This is a genomic window from Roseomonas sp. AR75 (assembly GCF_005222815.1).
Taxonomy (GTDB): Bacteria; Pseudomonadota; Alphaproteobacteria; order Acetobacterales; family Acetobacteraceae; genus Falsiroseomonas.
Genome location: NZ_STGB01000006.1, coordinates 607832 through 629507, shown reverse-complemented (window position 1 = coordinate 629507; position 21676 = coordinate 607832). Strand labels below are relative to the sequence as shown.

General features: G+C 72.2%; 21 protein-coding genes and 1 tRNA gene. 7 read left to right on the top strand and 15 right to left on the bottom strand.

From position 1 onward, the window contains the following. Positions 1-3: 3 nt before the first annotated feature. The 7 genes from E4T13_RS27560 to E4T13_RS27530 form a co-directional block, all read right to left on the bottom strand. Positions 4-80, bottom strand: a tRNA-Met gene (locus E4T13_RS27560). Between the two features lie 75 nt (positions 81-155). Then, positions 156-1220, bottom strand: coding sequence for a tRNA 2-thiouridine(34) synthase MnmA (gene mnmA, locus E4T13_RS27555; protein ID WP_137181542.1), 1065 nt, complete (start codon positions 1218-1220; stop codon positions 156-158). Next, entirely contained in the window at positions 1217-1903 is a 687-nt protein-coding gene (locus E4T13_RS27550; RefSeq protein WP_137181541.1) for a TenA family protein, read from the bottom strand. The genes mnmA and E4T13_RS27550 overlap by 4 nt, the downstream gene beginning before the upstream one ends. A 58-nt stretch (positions 1904-1961) precedes the next feature. Further along, positions 1962-2291 (bottom strand): ferredoxin family 2Fe-2S iron-sulfur cluster binding protein, encoded by a 330-nt coding sequence (locus tag E4T13_RS27545; RefSeq protein WP_137181540.1) that lies wholly within the window; start codon positions 2289-2291, stop codon positions 1962-1964. 8 nt (positions 2292-2299) lie between these two features. After that, positions 2300-3511, bottom strand: coding sequence for a cysteine desulfurase family protein (locus tag E4T13_RS27540; RefSeq protein WP_137181539.1), 1212 nt, complete (start codon positions 3509-3511; stop codon positions 2300-2302). A gap of 18 nt (positions 3512-3529) precedes the next feature. After that, positions 3530-4633, bottom strand: a complete 1104-nt coding sequence (locus E4T13_RS27535; RefSeq protein ID WP_137181538.1) for a cysteine desulfurase family protein — start codon at positions 4631-4633, stop codon at positions 3530-3532. Then, on the bottom strand, positions 4633-5121 hold the full coding sequence (locus E4T13_RS27530) for an Rrf2 family transcriptional regulator (RefSeq protein WP_137181537.1): 489 nt from the start codon (positions 5119-5121) through the stop codon (positions 4633-4635). The genes E4T13_RS27535 and E4T13_RS27530 overlap by 1 nt, the downstream gene beginning before the upstream one ends. A 439-nt stretch (positions 5122-5560) precedes the next feature. On the opposite strand from E4T13_RS27530, the gene E4T13_RS27525 reads away from it, so the two are divergent. Then, positions 5561-6235, top strand: coding sequence for an alpha/beta hydrolase (locus E4T13_RS27525; protein WP_137181536.1), 675 nt, complete (start codon positions 5561-5563; stop codon positions 6233-6235). A gap of 66 nt (positions 6236-6301) precedes the next feature. Here the strand turns inward: E4T13_RS27525 and E4T13_RS27520 are convergent, their stop codons facing one another. Beyond that, positions 6302-7396, bottom strand: a complete 1095-nt coding sequence (locus tag E4T13_RS27520; protein ID WP_137181952.1) for an anhydro-N-acetylmuramic acid kinase — start codon at positions 7394-7396, stop codon at positions 6302-6304. Between the two features lie 51 nt (positions 7397-7447). On the opposite strand from E4T13_RS27520, the gene tyrS reads away from it, so the two are divergent. The 4 genes from tyrS to E4T13_RS27500 all read left to right on the top strand — a co-directional run bounded on the left by tyrS (position 7448) and on the right by E4T13_RS27500 (position 11612). After that, entirely contained in the window at positions 7448-8677 is a 1230-nt protein-coding gene (tyrS, locus tag E4T13_RS27515; protein WP_137181535.1) for a tyrosine--tRNA ligase, read from the top strand. Continuing rightward, complete coding sequence (locus tag E4T13_RS27510; RefSeq protein WP_240791324.1) at positions 8674-9171, top strand: MOSC domain-containing protein; 498 nt, start codon at positions 8674-8676, stop codon at positions 9169-9171. Before tyrS ends, E4T13_RS27510 begins: the two co-directional genes overlap by 4 nt. A gap of 38 nt (positions 9172-9209) precedes the next feature. After that, the gene (locus tag E4T13_RS27505; RefSeq protein WP_137181534.1) at positions 9210-10061 is read left to right on the top strand and encodes a hypothetical protein; all 852 of its coding nucleotides are present in this window, start codon (positions 9210-9212) and stop codon (positions 10059-10061) included. Positions 10062-10220: 159 nt separating this feature from the next. Further along, positions 10221-11612 (top strand): methyl-accepting chemotaxis protein, encoded by a 1392-nt coding sequence (locus E4T13_RS27500; protein ID WP_137181533.1) that lies wholly within the window; start codon positions 10221-10223, stop codon positions 11610-11612. Between the two features lie 24 nt (positions 11613-11636). On the opposite strand, the gene bcp is transcribed toward E4T13_RS27500, so the two are convergent. Both bcp and E4T13_RS27490 read right to left on the bottom strand, forming a co-directional pair. Continuing rightward, on the bottom strand, positions 11637-12173 hold the full coding sequence (bcp, locus tag E4T13_RS27495) for a thioredoxin-dependent thiol peroxidase (RefSeq protein WP_137181532.1): 537 nt from the start codon (positions 12171-12173) through the stop codon (positions 11637-11639). Between the two features lie 17 nt (positions 12174-12190). Further along, positions 12191-15190 carry a bifunctional [glutamine synthetase] adenylyltransferase/[glutamine synthetase]-adenylyl-L-tyrosine phosphorylase gene (locus tag E4T13_RS27490; protein WP_137181531.1) on the bottom strand — a complete coding sequence of 1000 codons (3000 nt, stop codon included), beginning with the start codon at positions 15188-15190 and terminating at the stop codon, positions 12191-12193. Positions 15191-15207: 17 nt separating this feature from the next. Between E4T13_RS27490 and E4T13_RS27485 the strand changes: the two genes are divergently transcribed. Next, positions 15208-18360: an AsmA-like C-terminal region-containing protein gene (locus E4T13_RS27485; protein WP_137181530.1), complete on the top strand. Its 3153-nt coding sequence runs from the start codon at positions 15208-15210 to the stop codon at positions 18358-18360. Positions 18361-18365: 5 nt separating this feature from the next. Here E4T13_RS27485 and E4T13_RS30110 read toward each other — a convergent pair whose 3' ends face one another. Next, positions 18366-18536 (bottom strand): hypothetical protein, encoded by a 171-nt coding sequence (locus E4T13_RS30110; protein ID WP_170985287.1) that lies wholly within the window; start codon positions 18534-18536, stop codon positions 18366-18368. A gap of 142 nt (positions 18537-18678) precedes the next feature. Here E4T13_RS30110 and E4T13_RS27480 point away from each other — a divergent pair, with 142 nt between their 5' ends. Continuing rightward, a complete protein-coding gene (locus tag E4T13_RS27480; RefSeq protein WP_137181529.1) occupies positions 18679-19650 on the top strand; it encodes a tripartite tricarboxylate transporter substrate binding protein in 972 nt (323 codons plus the stop codon). A gap of 34 nt (positions 19651-19684) precedes the next feature. Here E4T13_RS27480 and E4T13_RS27475 read toward each other — a convergent pair whose 3' ends face one another. The 4 genes from E4T13_RS27475 to E4T13_RS27460 form a co-directional block, all read right to left on the bottom strand. Beyond that, positions 19685-20503 carry an N-acetylmuramoyl-L-alanine amidase gene (locus tag E4T13_RS27475; protein WP_137181528.1) on the bottom strand — a complete coding sequence of 273 codons (819 nt, stop codon included), beginning with the start codon at positions 20501-20503 and terminating at the stop codon, positions 19685-19687. 107 nt (positions 20504-20610) lie between these two features. Continuing rightward, positions 20611-21069 (bottom strand): DNA polymerase III subunit chi, encoded by a 459-nt coding sequence (locus E4T13_RS27470; RefSeq protein WP_137181527.1) that lies wholly within the window; start codon positions 21067-21069, stop codon positions 20611-20613. A gap of 4 nt (positions 21070-21073) precedes the next feature. Beyond that, positions 21074-21469 carry a PIN domain nuclease gene (locus E4T13_RS27465; protein WP_137181526.1) on the bottom strand — a complete coding sequence of 132 codons (396 nt, stop codon included), beginning with the start codon at positions 21467-21469 and terminating at the stop codon, positions 21074-21076. Beyond that, a complete protein-coding gene (locus E4T13_RS27460) occupies positions 21466-21657 on the bottom strand; it encodes a type II toxin-antitoxin system VapB family antitoxin (protein WP_137181525.1) in 192 nt (63 codons plus the stop codon). The genes E4T13_RS27465 and E4T13_RS27460 overlap by 4 nt, the downstream gene beginning before the upstream one ends. Positions 21658-21676: the final 19 nt, after the last annotated feature.

Genomic DNA, 21676 nt, shown 5'->3' with positions numbered 1-21676 from the left:
GGATGGTAGCGGCGAGCGGACTTGAACCGCTGACCCCGGCATTATGAGTGCCGTGCTCTAACCAGCTGAGCTACGCCGCCCCAAGGGTGAACCCGGTTCGGGGGAGCCGCCGCGTAGCCCCCAGGGGGCTGCATTGTCAACCGCGCCGGCCGCCTTCACGCGGCGCGCAGGAAGCCGCCGGCAAGGACGCGGTCGCCATCATAGACCACGCAGGCCTGGCCGGGTGCGGCGACATTCGGCTCGGCCAGGCGCACGCGCATCACGCCACCCTCGGCGTCCCAGGCGACGGTTGCGGCGCGCGGCGCTTCCCGGCCGCGCAGCTTGACCTGGACGGCAATCGGCCCGGCGGGCGGGGGGATCAGCCAGTTCACCTCGCCGGCCACCACCTCGTCCTTCGGCAAGGCGGCGCGCGGAGCGACCACGATGCGCCGGCGCGGCGCATCCACGGCGGCGACATACAGCCGCTCGCCACCGCCGATGCCGATGCCGCGGCCCTGCCCCACCGTGTAGCGGCCGATGCCGCGATGCGTGCCGAGCACCTGGCCTTCGGCATCCACGATCTCGCCGGGCTCGGCGGTGGCGGGCCGCAGCTTCGCCACCGTCTCGGCGTAGTGGCCGGAGGGGACGAAGCAGATGTCCTGGCTGTCGGGCTTCTGCGCCACCTTCAGGCCGAGCCGGTCCGCCACCGCGCGCACCGCCGCCTTGTCGGGCATGTCGCCGAGCGGGAAGCGCGCGAAGCCGAGCTGATCGGGCGTGGTGAGCGCGAGGAAGTAGGACTGGTCGCGCGCGGGATCGGCGGCGCGGTGCAGCTCGGGGCCATTCGCACCCTCCACGCGGCGCGCGTAATGGCCGGTCGCCAGCGCCTCGCAGCCCAGATCGCGGGCGAGCTCGACCAGGTCGTGGAACTTCACCGTCTGGTTGCAGCGGATGCAGGGGATCGGCGTCTCGCCGCGGGCGTAGCTGTCGGCGAAGTCCTCAATGACCGCACTGCGGAAGCGCGCCTCGCGGTCCAGCACGTAGTGCGGGATGTCGAGCGCATCGGCGACGCTGCGCGCGTCGTGGATGTCCTGCCCGGCGCAGCAGGCGCCCTTCTTCGCCACCGCCGCACCGTGGTCGTAGAGCTGCAGCGTGGCGCCGACCACCTCGTGGCCGGCTTCCTTGAGCAGCCCGGCGACGACGGAGGAATCCACGCCGCCCGACATGGCAACGAGAACCTTCATCCCCGCAGGCCCATCCGCCAGAAATCCGCTTCCAGCCGCGCGGCCTTGCCGAAGTCGGCGCTCAGTGCAGCAAAGCGCGGGAAGCCGCCATGGCTCTCGCCCAGCGTGTCCAGCCGCTCAGCGGCGCCGCGCGCCAGCGCCTGGTATTCGTCGCCGGCATACATCGCGATCCAGGATTCGTAGGGGTTGGCGTCGCGCCGGCGCGTCGGGCTCGCCTCGATGGCGAGTGCGATCTCGCCATAGCCCACCGTGCAAGGCGCGAGCGCGACCTCCAGGTCGAGGATGTCGCCGGCGATGCCGCGGTCCAGCACCCAGCGTGTGTAGGCGACCGTCTCGGCGGCTTCCGGCTCGGCCAGGATCGCGTCCTCCGCGATGCCCCACTCGGCGCAATAGCCGACATGCAGCGTCATCTCGTGCAGCAGCGCCTGGATCGCGCCGGCCTTCTCGCGGAAGGCGGTGAGGCTTTCGGCCTTGTAGGCGGCCAGCGCGAAGGCGCGCACGAACTGCACGAGGAACAGGTAGTCCTGCACCAGGTAACGCTTGAAGGCCGGCAGCGGCAGCGAGCCGTCGGCGAGCCCCTGCACGAAGGGATGCCAGGTGTAGGCCTGCCAGTCGCCCGCGTTGGCCTGCTTCAGGCGGCGATAGAGGCCGGTGGCGGAGCCGTAAGGGGTGGTGTCGTTCATGTCAGGTCGTGCAGCCCCCACCCCGACCCTCCGCCGCAAGCGGCGGAGGGAGAAATGGTCAGCCCAGGGCGTTGCGGGTGCCGGCGGGGAGCTTCACCACCAGCCCGTCCAGCGCCTCGGTCATGATGATCTGGCAGCCGAGGCGCGAGGTCTCCTGCAGGTCGAAGGCGAGGTCGAGCATGTCCTCCTCATCCTCGGTGGGGCTGTTCAGCTTGCCGAACCAGGCGCCGTCCACCACCACGTGGCAGGTGGAGCAGGCGAGGCTGCCTTCGCAGGCGCCCTCGATGTCGACGCCGTGCTTGTGGGCGATCTCCAGCACGGACAGGCCAAGCGGCGCGTCCACTTCCTTGCGCGTCCCGTCGCGCTCGATGAAAGTCATCTTCGGCATTGCGAGCCCTACTCCGCCGCGCCAGCCGACCTGGCCTGGACGCTCTCGAACGACGCGATGGCCCGGCGCCAGGCGGCGCCCAGCGCCGCGGCGGCCAGGTCCACCTCGGCGGGGGAGGTAAAGCGGCCGATCCCGATCCGCAAGGTGGCGCGTGCCCTGGCTTCCGGCAGGCCGAGCGCCCGAAGCACATGGGATGGCTCGATCTCGGCCGAGGAACAGGCCGAGCCGGTGGAGACGCAGACGTCCGGCGCAGCCTCCATGATCTGCTGCGCGGTGACGCCGCCGGGGAAGGCGAGCGAAAGATTGCCGGCGACGCGGCGCTCCGGTTCGGCGTTGAGGAAGATGCCCGGCACCTCGGCCTGGATCGCGGCCAGGAAGCGGTCGCGCTGGCCGGCGATACGACCCGCGTCCAGCGCCGCCTCCGCCGCGGCGATGCGGCAGGCCTCGCCCAGGCCGACGATCAGCGGCGCGGGCAGCGTGCCGGAGCGCAGGCCGCGCTCCTGCCCGCCGCCCGAGAAGAGCGGCGCGACGCGCACGCGCGGGCGGCGGCGGACATACAGCGCGCCGATGCCCTTCGGCCCGTAGAGCTTGTGACCGGAGATCGACAGCAGATCCGCGCGGATCGCGCCGACATCGAGCGCGATGCGGCCGCATCCCTGCGCCGCGTCGGTGTGGAACAGCGCGCCGTGACGCTTGGCGATCTCGCCGATGGCGGCCAGGTCCTGGATCACGCCGATCTCGTTGTTCACGGCCATAACGGAGACGAGCAGCGTCGGCGCCTCGGCCAGCGTCGCCTCCAGCAGGCCGAGGTCGAGCAGCCCGTCGGGTCGCACCGGCAGGATGACGGGCGCAAAGCCCTCGGCGCCGAGGTCCTTCACGCTTTCCAGGACGCATTTGTGCTCGGAGGCGAGGGTTACCACGCGGCGGCGCTCCGTGCCCTGCGCTGCGGCGAACCGGGCGGCGCCCTTGATGGCAAGGTTGTTCGATTCCGTTGCGCCGGAGGTGAACAGGATTTCCGCAGGCTCGGCGCCGATCAGCGCGGCGACATGCGCCCGCGCATCTTCCACCGCCGCCTCCGCGGCGCGGCCCAGCGCGTGTTCCACCGAGCCCGGGTTGGCAAAATTCTGCTCCCACCAGGGGCGCATGGCGGCCAGCACGCGCGGGTCCACCGGCGTGGTCGCGTGGTTGTCCAGGTAGATCGGTCGGTTCGGCCGGGTCATCCGCGACTATGTGGCGCGTCAGGCTGCGCTGCGCGAGAGCCGCGCGCGCATGCCCGACCATGCCGCGACGAAGCGGTCCGCGGCGTCCTCCGGCGCGTTCCAGGGCAGCGAGACGCGGACGGCGCAGGCGGCGTCTTCGCCGAGGCCCATCGCCGCCAGCACATGGCTGCGCCCGACCTTGCCGGAGGAACAGGCCGCCCCCGCCGACACGCGCACGCCCGCCAGGTCCAGCGCGATGACCTGGGTCTCGGCGGGCACGCCCGGCAGGATCAGGCTGGTCGTGTTGGGCAGGCGCGGCGCGCCGGCGCCGGCGATGCGGGCGCCCGACGCCAGGCAGGCGCTCTCGAGTGCGTCGCGCAGGGCAGCGAGGCGGATGGCCTCCCCGGGCCGGGCCGCCTCGGCCGCGGCGGCCATGCCGGCTAGGGCGGGCAGCGGCTCCGTGCCGCCGCGACGGCCGCGCTCCTGCCCGCCACCGGCGACCAGGGCACGCAAGGCCAGCCCGGACCGCAGCAGCAGCGCCCCGGCGCCTTTCGGCCCACCGAGCTTGTGGCCCGAAATCGCGAGCGAATCCGCGTCGCCGACGGCGATCGGCAGCCGCCCCGCCGCCTGCACCGCGTCCACATGCAGCAACGCCCCGGCAGCACGGCACAGCGCGGCGGCCTCGGCCAGCGGGTGCAGCACGCCCGTCTCGTTGTTCGCGGCCATCAGGCAGACCAGGGCCGGCGGCCCGGCCAAGGCCTGCTCCAGCGCCGCGAGGTCGAGCGTCCCGTCTCCCAGGACGGGCAGGATTTCCGCCCCCGGCGCGGCCGCCAGCACGGCGGGATGTTCGGTGGCGCCCACCAGCACGCGGCGTCCGCCGCCGAGTCCGCTTACGGCCAGCGCATTCGCCTCGGTGCCGCCGGCGGTGAAGACCAGGTCGGCGGGCGCGGCGCCGAAGCAGGCAGCGAGCCGCTCCCGTGACACCTCCAGCACCCGCCGCGCGGCCCGGCCGGCGGCATGGACGGAGGACGGGTTTCCCTCGATGTCCATGGCTGCGAGCGCCGCCGCCCGCGCCTCCGGCCGCAGCGGCTCGGTGGCATTGGCGTCGAGGTAGAGCGCGCTCCGCGGGCGCTCCGCCGGCATCAGGCCGGCCTCTCATCCCGCGCGGCATCGCGCGGCGGGGCGGCGCGGCCGATCACCTGGGCGCGGATCACATCCGCGAGGCTGACCCCTTCCAGGAAGATGCGGATCTGCTCGCCGAGCTCGGCCCAGAGGTCATGCGTGAGGCAGCGCTGGCCCGCGAGGCAACCGGGGCCGCCGGCCTCGCAGCGGGTCGCCTGGATCGGCTCGTCCACGGCATTCACGATGGCGGAAATCGAGATCTCCGCGGCAGGGCGGGCGAGGCGGTAGCCGCCGCCGGGACCGCGGGCGGAAGCGACCAGCCCGGCGCGGCGCAAGGGCCCGAAAAGCTGTTCCAGATAGGCCAGGGAGAGATGCTGCGCCTGGGCGATCTCGGCCAGGCTGACCTGGCGCGCAACCTCGCCCTGACCGGGCGAGCAAGGGCCATGGGCGCGCGCGGCCAGTTCGACCATCGCCATCACGGCGTAGCGGCCACGTGTCGAGAGTCTCATGGCGCGGAGCGCTCGGACCGCATACACGCTTCCGTGAGGATTCTCTCCCTATCCTGCGCCACGTCTCCCCTGCCCAGACGGAGGAACATGGGCCCCATGCCGTGAATCCGATATGAAACCCGCGTTCGACGCACTATATTCTCTTTACCCGGGGGCTCGGGAGCCCGCCCCGGGCGTCCGGGCGCGGGCCACCTCGCACCCACCAGAGCCAAGACCGGAGCCTTGTGACCCCCCAGCGGGTCAACGGGGCGAAGCTATTGTTTCCGACCTGCCGCGTCAACAATTGCAGGCAGGCCGGGACTTCCGGGGGCGGGGCCTGGCGGGGATGAGTCGTGGCGTGCCGACATGGATGGGTCGCGGCGGCGGCCTGCGTGGTTCCCCAATTGGCCCGGCGTGCGCCCCGCGCCGCGGTCGCAACCGAGACTGGACCTGACGCGCGATGCCCGAAGTGATGTTCGCCGGCCCCGATGGCCGGCTCGAAGGCCGCTATCACCACGCGAAGCAGGCCAACGCCCCGGTCGCCCTGGTGCTGCACCCGCACCCGCTGCATGGCGGCACCATGAACAACCGCGTCGTCCACGCGCTGTATCAGCGCTTCCAGGCGATGGGCTTCTCCACGCTCCGCTTCAACTTCCGCGGCGTCGGCCGCAGCCAGGGCCGCTACGATGGCGGCATCGGCGAGATCTCGGATGCCGCGGCGGCGCTGGACTTCCTGCAGGCGGTGAACCCCAACGCCTCCTCCCTCTGGGTCGCCGGGTATTCCTTCGGCTCCTATGTCGGGATGCAGCTGCTGATGCGGCGGCCGGAGATGTCGGGCTTCATCTCCATCAGCCCCCCGGCCAGCCACTACGATTTCGGCTTCCTCGCGCCCTGTCCCTGCAACGGGCTGATGCTGCACGGCGCCGATGACGAGCTGGTGCCGGAGAGCAGCGTGCGGAAGCTGGTGGAGAAGCTGAACACCCAGAAGGGCATCAGCATCGACTACCGCGTCATGGCGACGGCCGGTCACATCTTCACCCCGCCGCAGGCGGAGCAGGTGGCGGACGCGACCGAGGACCACATCAACATGGCGCTGAACCGTCGCCAGCCGGCCGCGGCGCTCGCTGCCGACTGATCCGGCCGCACGCCGCGTCCGACAGGGCCGCTTCCCCACGGGGGAGCGGCCCTTTTTCATGGCGTGCTACAGCAGCGGGCCGGTGATCCGCCCGCCAGGCAGCGGCCCGGGAGCGCCGGTGGTGCCGGGAAAGGTGAGCGGCAGGCCACGCCAGACGCGCGCGGCGAGCACGCCGAAGGCCTGGGCCTCCAGCGCATCGCCATTCCAGCCCGCAACCTCCACCGGGCGCACCGGCTCCGTCAGTGCGGAGGCGAGCGCCCGCATGATCGCCGGGTTGCGCCGCCCGCCGCCGCCAACCAGCCATTGCACCGGGGGCGCCGGGAAATGCCGTGCCGCCGCGGCGACGCAGACGGCGCAGAACGCCACCAGCGTCGCGGCGCCATCCGCCGGCGACAGCGCGGCGGCGCCGGCTTCCTTCAGCGCACGGTCGAAATCCAGCCGGTCCAGCGATTTCGGCGGCGGCGCCGCCAGGTAGGGATGCGCGATCAGCCGCGCCAGCACGCCGCCATCCGGCTGCCCCGCCAGGGCGAGCCGGCCATCCCGGTCATAGGCTTCCCCGGTGGAGCGCCGCGCCCAGTCGTCCAGCGGGCCATTGGCCGGGCCGGTATCGAAGGCGATGAGGTCTCCATCGGCCCCGATCCAGGTGACGTTGCCGACGCCGCCGAGATTCAGCACCGCCAACGGCTTCGGCAGGGCGCGTGCCATCACCGCATGCACCACCGGCACCAGCGGCGCCCCCTGCCCGCCCGCCGCGACATCGGCCGAGCGGAAATCATGCGCGACGGACAGCCCGGTCTCGCGCGCCAGCCGCGCCGCATCGCCCACCTGCCAGGTGAAGGGCACGCCGTTCCATCCCGGCCGCTTCGGTCGATGCAGGATGGTCTGGCCGTGGAAGCCGATCAGATCCGCCTGCCAGCCGATCGCCTTCACGGCCTCCACATGCCGCAGGGTCAGCCGCGCGACGCAATCGGCCAGGAAGGCGTCGTCCGGCTGCAACTCGGGCGCGCGGTCCAGCAGGGCGCGCAGGTCGCGCCGCAGCGCGGGCTCATAGGGGAGCGTCAGGGTCGGGCCGAAGCGGGCGATCGCCTCGCCATCCGTTTCCACCCAGGCCGCGTCCACCCCGTCCAGCGAGGTGCCGCTCATCAGTCCGATGGTTCTCAGCATTTCGGCCGGTGTGCTACCACCGCCGGCCTTCGAAAGCACCGCACCGAGATGAGCAACGCCGATTTCCTGCACGAGGCCCGCCGCCGCGGCTTCATCCACCAATCCACCGACGAGGCGGCGCTGTCCGCGCGGCTGAAGCAGGGCCCGCTGCCCGGCTATATCGGCTTCGACGCCACGGCCGACAGCCTGCATGTGGGCTCGCTCGTGCAGATCATGCTGCTGCGCCTGCTGCAGCGCACCGGCAACAAGCCGGTGGTGCTGATGGGCGGCGGCACGACGAAGGTCGGCGACCCCTCCTTCCGCGACGAGGCGCGGCCGCTGCTGGACGAGGCGCGGATCGCGGCGAACAAGGCCGGCATCCGCCGCGTCTTCGACGCTTTTCTTCGGTTCGGCGACGGCCCGACCGACGCAGTGATGCTGGATAACGCCGAATGGCTGGACGCGCTGCTCTACATCCCCTTCCTGCGCGACATCGGGAAGCACTTCAGCGTCAACCGCATGCTGACGATGGAGAGCGTGAAGCAGCGCCTGGACCGCGAGCAGAATCTCTCCTTCCTCGAGTTCAACTACATGCTGCTCCAGGCGTACGACTTCCTGGAGCTGTCGCGGCGGCACGGCGTCGCGATGCAGATGGGCGGCTCCGACCAATGGGGCAACATCGTCATGGGCGCCGACCTGATCCGCCGCGTGACGGGGGCGGAGGCGCATGTCGTCACCACGCCGCTGATCACCACGGCCTCCGGCGCGAAGATGGGCAAGACAGCGCAGGGCGCGGTGTGGCTCGATGCCGCGAAGGTCGCGCCCTATGACTACTGGCAGTTCTGGCGCAACGCCGAGGACGCCGATGTCGGCCGCTTCCTAGCGCTGTTCACCGACCTGCCGATGGAAGAGGTCGCGCGGCTGGCCGCCCTGCAGGGTGCCGAGGTGAACGAGGCGAAGAAGGTGCTGGCCACCGAGGCGACCGCGCTGCTGCACGGCCGCGACGCAGCCGAGCAGGCGAGCGAAACCGCGCGCCGCACCTTCGAGGAAGGTGTGGCCGCCGAGACGCTGCCGACGCATGTCGCCGCGCTTCCGGCTGGCGTGGTGGACATCCTCGTCGCCGCCAAGCTTGTCGCCAGCAAGGGCGAGGCGCGGCGGCTGATCGCGCAGAACGGCGTGCGGCTGAACGACGTGCCGGTGACGGATCCCGCCGCGCAGGTGACGCTGCAGGACCTGCGCGGCGACTCGGGAAAACTTTCGCTGGGCAAGAAGAAGCACCTGCTGGTGCGGCCGGGGTGAGACCGCCCGAAGGGTCGCTGCTGGCGCGTCTGCTTGACGCGCCGATGCGGCCCGGCCGCCTGGTCTGGATCGGGCTGCGTCCCGAACGGCGCGCGCCGATGCTCACGGTGGAGCAGGCGCTGCTGGAACCGGGTCGCGGCCTGATCGGCGACCGCTGGCGCGGCAGCGCCACCGGTGCCCGCCAGGTCACGCTGATCGCTGCCGAGCACCTCGCCGCCATCGCGTCCTTCCTGGGACGGGAGTCGGTCCCGCCCGAGGCGCTGCGTCGCAACCTCGTGATCCAGGGCGTGAACCTGCTGGCGCTGAAGGGCCGGCGCTTCCGCATCGGCGCGGCGCTGCTGGAGCACAGCGGCGAATGCCACCCCTGCTCCCGCATGGAGGAGACTTTCGGCGCCGGTGGCTACAACGCCGTGCGCGGTCAGGGCGGCATCACCGCGCGCGTGATCGAGGGCGCCGCCATCCGGATAGGTGATCTGCTGACGCCCGCGGATTAGCTTGCAGCTCGGCAGCCGCGCGTGGCTCCATCGCGGTGATGCGCACGCCGTTCCGCAACGCTGCCTGGTGGTGGCTCGCCGCGCTGCTCGGCAGCGCGATGGTGACCGCGTCCTTCACGCTGAAGACGGGCGGGGAGGACTACACCGTGATCGCCCTCGCCGCCATCGGCATGCCGCTCGTCGCCTTCGGCATCGTCATGGGCATCGTCTCGACGCTGTCGGGCCTCGGCGCCTGGCGGTTGGCGCGCGGGCGCGGGATGATGGCGCGCTGGCAGGTGGAGCCTGCGGCCTGGGACGCCTTCCGCGCCTTCGCCGCGCGTTGCGCCGCCGCGCCGGGCGGACTGCCGGACCACGCGACGCTCCAGCCCGCGACGGCGCCGGTCGAGGTGCGCTTCGGCCGGCACCAGGCGATGGTGAACGGATCCTATCACCCGCTGCGCCGCTTCAGCATCCCGGAAATGCTGGGGCTCCGCTGGCTGCAGCCCCCGGGCGCGCCGGAATGCATGGAGTTCCTGCTGGTCTATCCGCGCGGTCGCTTCGGCGGGACGATCAGCATGGCACTCCGGGTGCCGGTCGCACCCACGGCCCGCGCCGACGCGGTGCGCGTGTTCGAGCACTTTTCCGCCATGGCGCCGAAGCCGCGCATCGGCCTCGCGCAGCGGCGCCCGTGGCTGGTGATCGGCTGGGGACTCGCCTTCACCGCCGCCTGCGGCGCGATCGCGCTGGCCGCCTGGATGGTTGAGCAGGCGGGCAACCGCAGCGACGCTGTCGCGATCACCCTGATCTGCGCCCTGCTCTTCGCCATCGGCGGCGCGATGTTCACCGCGATCGTCGCCATGGTCGTGCTGCCCGCACCACGGAACGGAAGGACCGGCCCGGACCAGCCCTGAGGGCGTGACGGGGGGCAATTAAGCCCTCCTTCATTCTGCGCGGTGCATGAAGCTCCTCGTCAACAGGCGACGGAGACGCACGCGGTGTTCCTGCGCGCCCCGAAACATGAAAATCTGACGCCCCGCATCGCTGCGCTCGATTCCGTCCGGGCGAATGTGATGATCGCCGATGCGGAGCTGAACATCACCTATGTCAACGCCTCCGCCATGGCGCTGATGCGCGAGTCGGAGGCGGAGCTGAAGCGGGAGTTGCCGCGCTTCGATACGAAGACGCTGCTCGGCAGCAACATCGACATCTTCCACAAGAACCCGAAGCATCAGCGTGGCATGCTCGCGGCGCTGGACAAGCCGCATGCCGCGACCATCCGGGTCGGCTCGCGCGTCTTCGACCTGCTGGTCACACCGCTGCAGGACAAGGGCGCGCGGATCGGCTTCGTCGTGGAATGGAGCGATGCGCGGCACCGGCTGCTGAACCTCGATTACGCGGCGCAGCTCCGCGCGATCCACCGCAACATGGCGGTGATCGAGTTCGCGACGGACGGCACGATCCTCTCGGCCAACCAGAACTTCCTCGACGCCATGGGATACGCGCTGCCGGAGATCCAGGGGCGCCACCACAGCATGTTCATGGAGCCCGGTGGGGCGGAGACGCCGGAATACATCGCGCTCTGGAACGAACTGCGCGCCGGGCATTTCCGCGCCGCCCGCTTCAAGCGCGTCGCGCGCGGCGGGCGCGTCGCCTGGCTCGAAGGCGCCTACAACCCGATCCTGGACGAGAGCGGCAAGGTCACGAAGGTGGTCAAGTTCGCCACCGACGTCACCGAGAAGATCGACATGCAGGCCCGCCTCAAGGGGCTGATCGACGACATGACCCGCGGCATCGGCGAATCGACCAGCAGCGCAGGCGCCGTCGCGCAGGCGGCCAACGCCACGCTCGCCAATGTGCGGGAGGTCGCGGCCAGCAGCAACCAGCTCGCCGGGTCCATCGACGAGATCGCGCGCACCATGGCGACGAGCCGTACGGTCAGTGCCGCGGCGCTCGATCAGGCCGTGGGCGTCGGCGGCAGCGCCGACCGGCTCGCGGAAGCGGCGAAGTCGATGTCCGGCATCGTGGACGTGATCCGCACCATCGCCAGCCAGATCAACCTGCTCGCGCTCAACGCCACGATCGAGGCCGCCCGCGCGGGCCAGGCCGGCAAGGGCTTCGCGGTGGTCGCTTCCGAGGTGAAGAGCCTCGCGGTGCAGGCGGCGAAGGCCACCGACCAGATCGCCGGCGAGATCGACCGCATCCAGGCGACCTCGCTCGACGTCGCAGGCGCGGTGGCGGCGATCCGGACCTCGATCAACACCATGACGGAGAATGTCGCGGTCACCGCGGCGTCGGTCGAGGAGCAGAGCGCGGTGACCCGCGGCATGTCCGGCAATGTGCAGGACGCCGCGGAATCGATGGCGCGGGTGGATGCCTCCCTCGCCGAGATCACTGGCGCGCTGCGCCGCGTGACCGAGGCGGTGGACGCGACCCAGCAGGCATCCGAGGTTCTGATGCGCTGAACGCGGCGGGGCGCCGGCCCCGCGCTACAGCGCCTTCGCCGCCTCCATCACCTCGGCCGCGTGCGCCTCCGGCTTCACCTTGCGCCAGACCTTCTTCACCTTGCCGTCGGCGCCGACCAGGAAGCTGGATCGCTCCATGCCCATGTAGGTCTTGCCGTACATGGACTTCTCCACCCACACGCCATACGCCTCGGCCACCTTGTGGTCCTCGTCGGAGGCGAGCGGGAAGCTAAGCTTGTACTTCTCCGCGAATTTCTCGATCGGCTTCATGGGATCGGGCGAGACGCCGATCACCTCGAGCCCGAGCTTGCCCAATTGCGGCAGCGCCTCCTGCACGCCGCAGGCCTGCTTGGTGCAGCCGGGCGTGTCGGCCTTCGGGTAGAAATACAGCAGGTAGGGCCTGCCCTTCAGCGCCGCGCTGCTGGCGGTGCGGCCGCCGCTGGCGGGCATGGAGAAGGCAGGCGCCGTCGCGCCTTCCGCCGGGCCAGCCGGCTCGGCCTTGGCCGCCGGCGCGGCGGCCACCTTCTTCGCCGGCGCCGCCGGCTGCTTCGCTGCAGGCATTCCCAGAAACCCCTCCGTCAATTGCCGTCCGGCAGGCCGATGCGGCGCAAGAACACCGCGCGCACTTCGTCCGCCGTCGCCCGCATCTGTGTGCGCAATGCGAACTGGTCAACCGGCGGTTCCGGCAGTCTCTTGCCGACCGCGGCCAGCAGGCCGCCCGCCACGGCGTCCGGCAGCGCCTCCTCGTTCCAGCGGCCGACGGTCAGGCGCAGATGCGCCAGGATCGCGCGCCAGAAGCGGTCCGCCTCGGTCAGCGTCGCCGCCTCGGCGGCCGTCAGCAGCCCGGCGGCCGCCAGGTTGCGCAGCGCGACGCGGGTTGTGGGCGACAGCACCGCGGGCACGCGATGCGCATGCGCCACCTGCAGCGCCTGGGCGACGAACTCCGCCTCCACCAGGCCGCCCGGCATCAGCTTCACGTCCCAGGGGCCTTCCGCCGGCAGGTCGCGCAGCATGCGCGCACGCATCGCGCCGGCATCGGCCAGCACCTGCGCCGCATCGGCGGGGCGGGTGCGCGCGGCCTTCAGCGCCGCCTCGATCTTCCGCTTGAGCCCCGGCGCGCCGGCGACGAAACGTGCGCGGGTCAGCGCCATGCGCTCCCAGGTCCAGGCGCTTTCCGCCTGGTAGCGCGCGAAGCCTGACAACGAGACCGCGACAGGCCCCTTCGAGCCGGAGGGGCGCAGCCGCATGTCCACCTCGAACAGCTTGCCCTCCAGGCCCGGCGCGGTCAGCGCGGCGACGACCTGGTTTGCCAGCCGGCCGAAATACTGGCTCGGCGGCAGCGACTTCGCGCCGCCGGTGCTTTCCAGCACCTCCTCGGGATGGTCGTAGACCAGGATCAGGTCGAGGTCGGAGGCCGGCAGCATGTCCCGCGCGCCGAGCTTGCCGAGCGCCACGACGCCGAGCGCGCCGCCCTTCACCTTGCCGTGGCGCTGCGCGAACTCCGTGGCGATGCGCGGCAGCAGCGCGGCGATCGCGGCATCCGCCAGGTCGCTGCGCGCGGTGCCGGCGGCGTCCACGTCCACCCGGCCTTCCAGCGCGGCGGCGTCGATCTCGAAGCGCCGCTCCGTCACGACGCGGCGCGTGGCGTCCAGCGCCTCCTCCAGGTAGCGCGCCTCCTTCACCAGAGCGGGCAGCGGCGCGACGGCGTCCGTATCCGCGGCGAGGGTGCCCGACAGCAGCGCATCCAGCGCCGCGGCGCTGCGCGCGACGTGGTCGGCCAGCGCCGGCGCCGCGCCCAGCACGAAGGCGAGCCGGTCGAGCAGCGCGGGGTTGCGGTGCAGCAGCGACAGCGCCTGCACGCCGGCCTGCATGCGGTTGAAGGCGGCGTCCAGGCGCATCAGCGCCTGGTCGGGCTGCGGCAGCTTCGCGAAGGCGCCGAGCAGCGCGGGCATGATCTCGGTCAGCAACTCCCGCGCGCGTTCGCTGCGGGTGGCGCGGGTGCGGCCGTGATGCCAGCCGCGCACCATCGCGCCGACCGCCTGCGGATTCTGGAAGCCCATGCGGCGCAGCGTCTCGATCGTCTCGGGGTCGTCCTCCACCCCGGTGAAGACCAGGCTGCCGCCGGCATCCCCGCCATTCGTGCCGAGGTCCGGGGCGGCCTCGAACAGGCCCGCATAGGCGCGCTCCACCCGCGTCAGGTGGCCGGTCAGCGCTTGGCCGAAGGCCTCCGCGCTGTCGAAGCCGAGGAAGGAGGCGATGCGTGACAGCCCCTCCGCATCCTCCGGCAGGCGATGGGTCTGGCGGTCGGCGACCATCTGCAGCCGGTGCTCGACATTGCGCAGGAAGACATAGGCATCGGCCATGTCGGCCGCGGTGCGGCGGTCGATCCGCCCGGCGGCGACCAGCGCGGCCAGCGCGCCGAGCGTGGTGGGATCGCGCAGCGCGGGATCGCGCCCGCCCCAGATCAGTTGCAGCACCTGGGTGCTGAACTCGATCTCGCGGATGCCCCCGCGCCCGAGCTTCACGTCGTGCCCTTCCACCTGCACCCGCGCATGCGCGCCGCGCGCGCCCTTGTGGGCGTGGATCTGCCGCTTGATGGAGTGGATGTCGGCGACGGCGGCGAAATCCAGGTGGCGGCGCCAGACGAAGGGCCGGATCTCCCGCAGGAAGGCGTCGCCCAACGCGCGGTCGCCGGCGACAGGGCGTGCCTTGATCATCGCGGCACGTTCCCAGTTCTGCCCCATGCTCTCGTAGTAGGAGATGGCGGCGGGCAGGGAGACGGCGAGCGGCGTCGCCGCCGGGTCGGGCCGCAACCGCAGGTCGGTACGGAAAACATAGCCGCCCTCCGTGCGTTCCTCGAGCAGCCGGACCAGATCGCGGGCGAGACGGACATAGATGGCGCCGGCCCGATCGGCGTCGTAGGTTGCGGCGACCGGATCGTAGAGCACCATGAGGTCGATATCAGAGGAGTAGTTCAGCTCCCGCCCGCCGAGCTTGCCCATGCCGAGCACCGTCAGCCCGGAGCCGCGCCCCGTCGCCCGCGGGTCGTGGCGCGCGACGCCGCCGGCCAGCTTCAACTCGCCGCGGGACTGCGCCTCCCGCAGCAGATGCGCGCAGGCATAATCGGTGCAGGCATCCGCCAGGTCGGAGAGCGCGCCGGTGACGCGATCCAGCGGCCAGAGGCCGGCCAGGTCCGCCGCCGCGGCGATCAGCGCCGCCTGGCGCTTCGCCTGGCGCAGCAGCGCGGCCACCTGCGCCCGGCTGGCATCCGGGTCGGCGCGGCCGAGCGGGTCCACCGCCAGCGCGAAGGCGGCGTCCGGCCCGCGTTCGGCCATGCGCAGCAGGGTCTGCGATTCCCGCACGGCGAGGTCGGCGAGATAGGTGGAATGCCCGCCCATCGCGGCCAGCAGCGCGGCGCCCTCCGCCCCGCCGGCGAAGGCCTGCTCGGCAGCGCCGCGTTCGGCGAAGCGGGCGAGGAGCTGCGACGCCGCCTCCGGGTCGAAGGGTCGCGGCAGGCGGCTGGCGCCTTGCTGCGCGACGGGCGCGGCGGCGGCCGCCGCCTCTCTGGTTCTCGCCATGGTCGCGGAGGGAAGGCGTGAGGCGGGCCGCCGGTCAAGTGGCGCGGGAGGCGCACCGCGCCGCCCATGTCCTGCTCGCCCTCGCCCTGCTGCTGCTGCTGGCGCTGGCGGTGCTGGGCTGGCGCCTGGCGCAGGGCCCAATCCCGCTGGATTTCCTGGCCCGGCATATCGAGGACGCGATCAATGCGCCGGATGACGATGCCCGCATCTCGATCGGCCATGTCTCGGTCGGCTGGGAAAGCCGGCATGCGGACGGCGCCGCGCCGGTGGAGATCCGCCTCTCCGCGGTGCGCGTGATCGGGCAGGACGGCGCGCTGAAGGCGGAGCTGCCGGACGCCCACGCCTCCCTGTCGGTGCCTTGGCTGCTGCGCGGCGCCATCGCGCCGAGCCGTCTGGAGCTGCGCGGCCCGGTGCTGCGGCTGCGCCGCGACGAGGAAGGGCGGATGTCGCTCCAGCTCGGCCCGCCGGGTGCGGCGCCGGAGGCAGCGACCGAGGATGGCGGGGCGGAGCTGCGCGAGCGGCTGGCACTCATGATGCGCCCGCCGGGCCATGCCGAGCCGCTGGACGCGCTGCGCAGCCTGGCCATTACCGGCGCGCGGGTGGTGGTGGAGGATGCGCAGATCGGCGCCGTCTGGGCGCTGGACGACGTCGCGCTCAACCTGCAGCGTCGGCCGCAGGGCGGCATTGCCGGCCGCGTTTCCGCGATGCTGCAGCTCGGCGAGGCGCGGATTCCCGTCAGCGGCACGGCGGAAGCCAGCGGCGACCCGGCACAGGTGGATTTCCGCTTCGCCCTGCCGGCCCTGCACACGCGCCAGCTCGCGGCGGCGCTGCCCGGACTGGAACCGATGGCGATGCTGGACGCGCCGGTGCAGGGCGAGCTGCGCGGGCGGGTCAGTACCGATGGCGCGGTCTGGGGCCTGGAGGTGGTCGCGCATGCAGGGGCCGGCCAGCTCGATCTCGCCCAGGCCGGGACGGTCCCGATCGCGGGCGCGGAGCTCGACGTGCAGGTGCAGCCGCGCGGCGCGACGCTGCGGCAGGTCCGGCTGCGCCTGGCGGGCGAGCAGGCGCCGACGATCAGCGCCAAAGGCAGCGTGACCCGCGGCGATGCGGGCTGGACGATGACGGCGCAGCTCGGGGTGGATGCGGTGCCGGCCGGCGGTCTCGGCACCTGGTGGCCATCGGGGCTGGCGCCCGGCGCGCGGGAATGGGTGGTGGAGAACATCACCGCGGGCACCGCGCGGAACGGAAGCTTCGACATTGCCTTGCAGGCCGATGCCGAGCTCGGCGATCTGCGTGTCACCCGGGCGGACGGCACGCTGGATGTTGCGGACGCCACCGTGCATTGGCTGCGCCCCATCCCGCCCGCGGAAGGCGCGAATGGCCGGGTGGTGTTCGGGCTGGACGCCGTGACGGTGGAGATCGCCGCGGCACGGCAATCCGGCACGGCGCTGCAGCTCAGCGACGGCACGGTGCGCATCCGCTTCCCGCCCGGCGAGACGGAGCAGGCGGAGATCGCCCTGGCCGTGGCCGGCCCGGCGGCGGACGGGCTGGCGCTGCTCAAGCACCCGCGGCTGCACCTGTTCGAGAAGCGGGCCCTGCCCGTGCAGAGCGCGCGCGGCTCGCTGGAAGGCAGGGTGACGCTGGCCTTTCCCCTGCTGGCCGACCTGCCGGCCGAGCGGATCACCGTCGGGGCGCAAGGCAAGCTGCGCGACCTCAGGGTGCCCGATGTCGTGCTCGGACGGCCGCTGGAACGCGGCCAGTTCGATGTGCGCGTGGACACCAACGGGCTGCGCGCCACCGGCACCGGCACGGTCGCCCAGGTCTCGGGCCGGCTGGGGCTGGAGGCGGATTTCCGCGGCGGCCCGGCGAACCAGGTGGTGTTGCGCGCAACGCTGCAAGGCCGCACCACCGGGGAGCATCTGGCCACGCTGGAGGTGGGGCACGAGGCGGTGCTGACCGGCCCGCTCGGGCTAGACCTGCGCTACGAGCAGCGGCGCAGTGGCGTCGGCACCGCCACCATCCGCGGTGACCTGCGCGACGCAAGGCTCGAACTGGAGCCGATGGGATGGAGCAAGCCGGCCGGGCAGAACGCCGGCGCCGACCTGGTACTGCGGCTGAACGGCAGCGGCCTGGATGCGATCGAGAGTTTCCGGGTCGAGGCGCCGTCGCTGTTCCTGCGCGGCAGCGCGGAATTCGACGGCGGGTCGCGGCTGCGTCGTGCCGTGATCGCGGAGGGGCGGCTGGAAGCGAGCCGCTTCGCCGGCGAGGTGCGCCCGCCCTCGCGCGGCGACGGCACATGGCAGGTCTCGGCCCGCGGCGCCGCGCTCGACCTGCGCCGCCGGATGACGCAGGACCATGGCGTAGAGACCCGCCACCAGGGCACCGGCCCGGCCTTCGCCGTGCAGGCCCGTTTCGATCGCGTGCTGGTCGGCCAGGGTCGGGACTTCGCGGCCGTGGAGGCGCAGGTGCAGATCGACACGCATGGCGTCCTGCGTGCCGGGCGGCTGACTGGGCGCGCCGGGGCGCGCGGCGGCTTCGAGATCGCGCTGCAGCCGCAGGGCCAGGGCCGCGAGCTGCGCGTGACGGCGCAGGATGCCGGCGCGCTGCTCTCCACCCTCGACGTGCTGCAGCACCTGGAGGGCGGGCGGCTGACGGTGACCGGGACCTATGCCAGCAACGCGCCGGGCGCGCCGCTCACCGGCACGGCGGAGATGCAGGATTTCGCGGTGCGCAATGCGCCCGCCTTCGGGAAGCTGCTGCAGGCGATGACGCTGTTCGGCCTGTTCGACGCGCTGTCCGGCCCGGGGCTCAACTTCGCCCAGATGGTCGCGCCCTTCACCCTGACGCCGGAGGCGCTGCGGCTGGAAGAGGCGCGCGCCTTCTCCGCCTCGCTCGGCCTGACGGCGCGCGGCACGCTCGACCGCCGGCGGCAGCGCCTGGCGATGGAGGGCACGATCGTGCCCGCCTACATCTTCAATTCCCTGCTCGGGAACATCCCGATCCTCGGCCGCATCTTCTCGCCGGAACGCGGTGGCGGCGTCTTTGCCGCGACCTTCCGGCTGAACGGGGCGCTGGCCGATCCCGAAGTGTCGGTCAATCCGCTGGCGGCGCTGACCCCGGGCTTCCTGCGCGGGCTGTTCGGCATCGGCCAGAACGGCACGACGCCATGACCGCGCTACTTTGCGGAGGCCTCCGGCGGCGTGTGGCGCAGCGTGTCCTCGCAGAGCGTGCGGCGCATGAAGGTGGGCCAGAGGGCGCGCGCCGTGGCCGGCTCCGTCGCCACCATCGCCTGCGGCACCGGTCGCGGTGCGTCGGCCTGAACCGTCTCGCGCTCCAGCATGGCCATGACCCTCGCTCGCCCATCGAAGGATGCGCAATGGTGCCAGATGCGGCGGAGCCGCCGCAACGATCGGTTGTCGTCTGACGGAGACTTGACCGCGCGCGCAAGCGGGCCGAAGCCGCGCCGATCCTCGGGAGGAAATTCCGCCATGCATCTCACTCGCCGCAGTGCCTTCCTTCTTGCTGCCGCGCCGCTGGCTCTGGGCCGGCCCGCCCTGGCCCAGGCCAGCGACCGGCCGATCCGGCTGATCGTGCCGGCGCCGCCCGGAGGCCCCACCGACATCCTCGCCCGCGTCACCGGCGAGAAGGCCGCGGCGACGCTGGGCCAGCCCGTGGTGGTGGACAACCGCGCCGGCGGCGGCGGGGTGATCGGGTCGGAGGCGACCTTCCGCGCCGCGCCGGACGGGCTGACGCTGATGATCGGCCACAACCAGACCCATGCCTCGAACCAGGCGATGATGGCGCGGCTGCCCTTCAACGTGGTGGAGGGATTCACCGCGGTCGCCAAGCTCGGCACCGTGCATCACGCGACGGTGGTGCCGGCGAATTCGCGCGCGCAGAGCATGGCCGAGCTGCAGGCGATGGGCCGCAACGGCGGCAAGGTGAGCTACGCGTCCTCCCAGGCCGGCTCGGCCAGCCATGTGATCGCGGAGACCTTCGTGCGGCGGTCCGGCATGGACGCGACGCATGTGCCCTATCGCGGCGCCGCGCCGGCGGCGACGGACACGGTCGCGGGCGTGGTGGACTTCTACGTCTCCACCTTCCCCACCGTCGCCAACCTCATCCGCGAGGGGCGGCTGCGTGCGCTGTCCATCGGGGCGCCGCAGCGCGTGGCGGGCTTCCCGGACATCCCGACCGTAGCGGAGGCTGGCGTGCCCTACATGGCGGTGGATGCCTGGTTCGGCGTGTTCGGCCCGGCCGGGCTGCCGGCGCCGATGGCCGAGCGCCTTGCCGCCGCCTTCCTCGGCGCCCTGTCCGATGCCGAGGTGCAGCGGCGGTTGCAGGCAGCCGGGTTCACGCTCGATCCGATGCCGCCGGCGGCCTTCGCGGCCTTCCAGCGCAGCGAGGTGGCGCGCTGGGCGGAGATGGTGCAGCTCACCGGCGTGAAGCTGGACGGTTGAGGCGGGCGCGGGGCGCCGCGGCGGCGCCCCGCGCTCAGCTTCCCAGCCGGCGCAGGAAGGCGCCGTGCACGAAGCCGTCGGGATTGCCGTCGCCTTCCAGGTCAACCATGCGCCACTCCCCTTGCTCGCGCAGCACGCGCAGCTTGCTGGCGGGCGCGAGCTTCTTCAGCACCTTGAAGTCGGTGCCCGGCCCGCCCCGCATGTTCAGCGTGTCGCGCGAGATCACCTCGAACTGGCCGAGGTCGTTGTCCGCCAGCGAACCCGATCCCGCCGCGCCGCCCAGCCCCTGGAATCGCGCCATCGCGAATGCCGGGCCGGGATCCTGCTTGCGGCCCGGCGAGATGTCGTCATGCCCGACCACCTCCTGGATCGAGGGATAGGCGGCGCGGATCAGCAGGGTGAGTTCCGCCAGCGCCTTGAGCTGCGCGTCGGGGAAGATCTCCCACGCCATCTCCGGCCCGCCATGGCGGTGGCGCGCGACGATCACCTGGCTGTCGGCCAGCACGCGGCCCAGCCCCTCCCGCGTCCAGCCGCCGGCGACGCGCTGGTCGAACCAGCCGAGATTGGCGACCTCGATGCCGATGGAATGGCCGTTCAGCCCGTTGAAGCCGCGCCAGCTCGAAGGTCCGGCATGCAGCGCCTCGACGTTGAAGGGCACGGTCTGGATCACCGCGCCGTCGCGATCGACGAAGAGATGCGCGGACAGGCCGCGATTGGCGATGGCCTGCACCGAGCCCAGCGCGGAGCCGCCGGCGGTGTAGTGCATCACCAGGAAGCGCGGCGTGATCTTTCCCCGCACATGCGGGCTGGCGTGGAAGGGGATGCCTTCGATCCGGTCCTTGACGATCTTCATCGCCCGTCTCCTCGCGCCGTGTGGCGCGCGCGCACGCTAGGGCGCGCGGCGCGGCGCGCGCAAGTTGCGCGGGCGGTTCGTGCGCAGGGTGTTCCCATGCGCCACGCTCAGCCCGCCTTCTCCCAGCCACGCGCGCCCTGCTGCCAATAGGTGAGCGCATGGCCGGCGGCCTTGGCATCACGCCAGCGCTGGCGCGCGGCCTGCACCGCCGCCTCGTCGCTGCCATCGAACAAGTCGAGCACGCGCTCGAACATACCGAGCCGGGCGGAGGTCATGCCGTCCAGCAGGAACAGGAAGCGCGCGGCGTTGGGCGCGCCTTCGGCCGGCGCGTCCTCGGTGGTCAGCCAGATCGGCTGCAGCGCGGCGTGGCCCGTGCGCGGCGTGCCATGCGGCAGCCAGTCCGGCTCCGGCGCGGTCCAGAGCGCGGCATCCAGCGCTTCCATCCGCTCCCGGCTGCCGAGCAGCACCATCGCGCGCCCGCCGGCATCCAGCACGCGCCCGAGCAGCCGCGGCAGGGCGCGTTCCAGCGGCGTGCGGGTGAGGTGGTAGAAGCCGTATTCGGCCATGGCGTCAGGCGTGCAGCACGCGCAGGCCGAGATGCTGCTCCATCGCGTCGAAGTCACGGTCGCGATGGAGCAGCCGGAAGCGATGCCGTATGCAGAAGGTCCCGATAAGAAGGTCGATCGTCTTCCGGACCGTCACGCCGCAGCCGCGCAGATGACGAAAGTTGTGGGCGGCCGCGCTGGCGAGCGTGTCGTCCAAGACGGGCATGATGAGGAACTCTCGCAGCATCTCCTCGATACGCGCCGCGGCCGCTTCGTTGGCGACGCCCTGCAGGACCTCGCACAGCACGAGGTCGCCTACGACGATGGTCTGGCGGTCGAGGATTCGGTCGAGCAGAACGGCCTCCGGGCTCGGCGTGTCGCGCAGGAAGTCGACCCACACCGAGGTATCGACCAGAATCAAGACCTGCGGCTCTCCTCCAGGTCGCCTTCCCAAGCGATCTTGCCGCGCAGTTCCCTGATCCGGGCCTGCCGACGAAGGCGGAGCAGGGTCCGCAAGGCCTCCTCCACCGCCGCCCGCTTGGAGGGCAGGCCGGTTTCCTTCAGGACCTCCGCCATCAGGCGGTCGTCGATGTCGATGTTGGTGCGCATCGCGGGACCGATGTGTATG

What these genes read in the sequence shown, in the direction of transcription:
- mnmA (WP_137181542.1), bottom strand. Translation starts at nt 1,220, where the DNA reads ATGAAGGTTCTCGTTGCCATGTCGGGCGGCGTGGATTCCTCCGTCGTC.
- bcp (WP_137181532.1), bottom strand. Translation starts at nt 12,173, where the DNA reads ATGCCTGCAGCGAAGCAGCCGGCGGCGCCGGCGAAGAAGGTGGCCGCC.
- E4T13_RS27525 (WP_137181536.1), top strand. Translation starts at nt 5,561, where the DNA reads ATGCCCGAAGTGATGTTCGCCGGCCCCGATGGCCGGCTCGAAGGCCGC.
- E4T13_RS27540 (WP_137181539.1), bottom strand. Translation starts at nt 3,511, where the DNA reads ATGACCCGGCCGAACCGACCGATCTACCTGGACAACCACGCGACCACG.
- E4T13_RS27490 (WP_137181531.1), bottom strand. Translation starts at nt 15,190, where the DNA reads ATGGCGAGAACCAGAGAGGCGGCGGCCGCCGCCGCGCCCGTCGCGCAG.
- E4T13_RS27460 (WP_137181525.1), bottom strand. Translation starts at nt 21,657, where the DNA reads ATGCGCACCAACATCGACATCGACGACCGCCTGATGGCGGAGGTCCTG.
- E4T13_RS27505 (WP_137181534.1), top strand. Translation starts at nt 9,210, where the DNA reads ATGCGCACGCCGTTCCGCAACGCTGCCTGGTGGTGGCTCGCCGCGCTG.
- E4T13_RS27535 (WP_137181538.1), bottom strand. Translation starts at nt 4,633, where the DNA reads ATGCCGGCGGAGCGCCCGCGGAGCGCGCTCTACCTCGACGCCAATGCC.
- E4T13_RS27545 (WP_137181540.1), bottom strand. Translation starts at nt 2,291, where the DNA reads ATGCCGAAGATGACTTTCATCGAGCGCGACGGGACGCGCAAGGAAGTG.
- E4T13_RS27470 (WP_137181527.1), bottom strand. Translation starts at nt 21,069, where the DNA reads ATGGCCGAATACGGCTTCTACCACCTCACCCGCACGCCGCTGGAACGC.
- E4T13_RS27475 (WP_137181528.1), bottom strand. Translation starts at nt 20,503, where the DNA reads ATGAAGATCGTCAAGGACCGGATCGAAGGCATCCCCTTCCACGCCAGC.
- tyrS (WP_137181535.1), top strand. Translation starts at nt 7,448, where the DNA reads ATGAGCAACGCCGATTTCCTGCACGAGGCCCGCCGCCGCGGCTTCATC.
- E4T13_RS27550 (WP_137181541.1), bottom strand. Translation starts at nt 1,903, where the DNA reads ATGAACGACACCACCCCTTACGGCTCCGCCACCGGCCTCTATCGCCGC.
- E4T13_RS30110 (WP_170985287.1), bottom strand. Translation starts at nt 18,536, where the DNA reads ATGGCCATGCTGGAGCGCGAGACGGTTCAGGCCGACGCACCGCGACCG.
- E4T13_RS27500 (WP_137181533.1), top strand. Translation starts at nt 10,221, where the DNA reads ATGATCGCCGATGCGGAGCTGAACATCACCTATGTCAACGCCTCCGCC.
- E4T13_RS27530 (WP_137181537.1), bottom strand. Translation starts at nt 5,121, where the DNA reads ATGAGACTCTCGACACGTGGCCGCTACGCCGTGATGGCGATGGTCGAA.
- E4T13_RS27480 (WP_137181529.1), top strand. Translation starts at nt 18,679, where the DNA reads ATGCATCTCACTCGCCGCAGTGCCTTCCTTCTTGCTGCCGCGCCGCTG.